The organism is Falsihalocynthiibacter sp. S25ZX9 (assembly GCF_041205405.1).
Lineage (GTDB): Bacteria > Pseudomonadota > Alphaproteobacteria > Rhodobacterales > Rhodobacteraceae > Falsihalocynthiibacter > Falsihalocynthiibacter arcticus.
Map to the genome: position 1 here is coordinate 1 of NZ_JBGFCD010000058.1, position 1205 is coordinate 1205.

Below are 1205 nucleotides of genomic sequence, written 5' to 3' on the forward strand. Positions count from 1 at the left end.
CTGTCGCGCTTTAGTGCCGCCCCAAGTGCTCGTTTAAGCCACTTTCCGTTCGAAAGCGACGGGACTTTTCCATCCCAGTGCTGAATGGCGCCGTCGCGGATTGTAGAACCCATTGATGTATTCAAAAATCGCCATCTCAGCCTGCCTGCGGGTTTCCCAAGTGTCGCGCCAGATCAGTTCAGCTTTGATGGTTTTGAAGAACGTTTCCACTGCCGCATTATCATAGCAATTCCCTTTGCCACTCATCGATACCTTGAAGCCATGCAGGCGCAGAATCTTCTGGTAATCGTGGGAACAATATTGGCTGCCCCGGTCCGTGTGATGGATACAGCCCTTGGGTGGTGCCCGAAAGGCTATTGCCATGTTCAATGCCCGGATGGCCAGATCGCGTTTCATTCGGTTACTAACAGCCCAACCGACCACTCGGCGCGAATGCAGATCCAAGATCACAGCAAGATAGAGCCAGCCTTCTCGCGTCCAAATATAGGTGATGTCAGCTGCCCACTTCTGGTTTGGTTGCTCAGCGACAAAGTTCCGATCCAGTAAGTTAGGCGCGATGTTGAACTTATGATTGCTGTCCGTCGTTGCCTTGTGTTTCCGCGTTCTGATCACTGATATGCCGTTCTGGCGCATCAAACGGCCGACGCGGCGATGCCCGATGTCCAAACCAACTTCTTTCAGTTCTTCAGTCATGCGCGGCCTGCCATAGCTGCCAAGACTGAGACGGGATTGTTCTTTGATGTGGGCCAACGTGACCATATCAGACCGCTGCCTGCGACTGGCTGGACGGTTACGGAACGCCCGTAAGCCGCGTGCGCTGACATTCATGACATGGCACATACGTCCAATGGAAAATGCAGATTGGTGTTCTTCGATGAACCTAAACCTCACGGCTTTTGGCTCGCGAAGAACACCGTGGCCTTTTTTAGGATGTCCCTTTCCTCCTTGAGAATACGGTTCTCACGTCGAAGCCGGTCATTCTCCTGAGCCAGTCCCAAATCCTCCTTCGACACCACATCCGTGTCTCGGTACGCTGTGATCCATTTGTTCAGCGTCGACATACCGACACCAAGATCATCAGCCACTTGCTTGCGGGTAAGCCCACTGGTCAGTGCGATCCGCACCGCATCTTCCCTAAATTCGTCTGTTCGTTTCAGTCCCATGCTCAGTCTCCTTTGTTGCAGTAAATGCTATCAAAGGAGCGG

1 protein-coding gene is annotated in these 1205 nt (G+C 52.9%); it reads right to left on the reverse strand.

From position 1 onward, the window contains the following. Positions 1 to 33 precede the first annotated feature (33 nt). Positions 34 to 1163 (reverse strand): IS3 family transposase gene (locus AB9F29_RS21230; RefSeq protein ID WP_369757168.1). Its coding sequence is split into 2 segments (ribosomal slippage): positions 34 to 929 and positions 929 to 1163, totalling 1131 coding nucleotides; the frame shifts between segments, so codons are not numbered across the junction. Between the last annotated feature and the right edge of the window lie 42 nt (positions 1164 to 1205).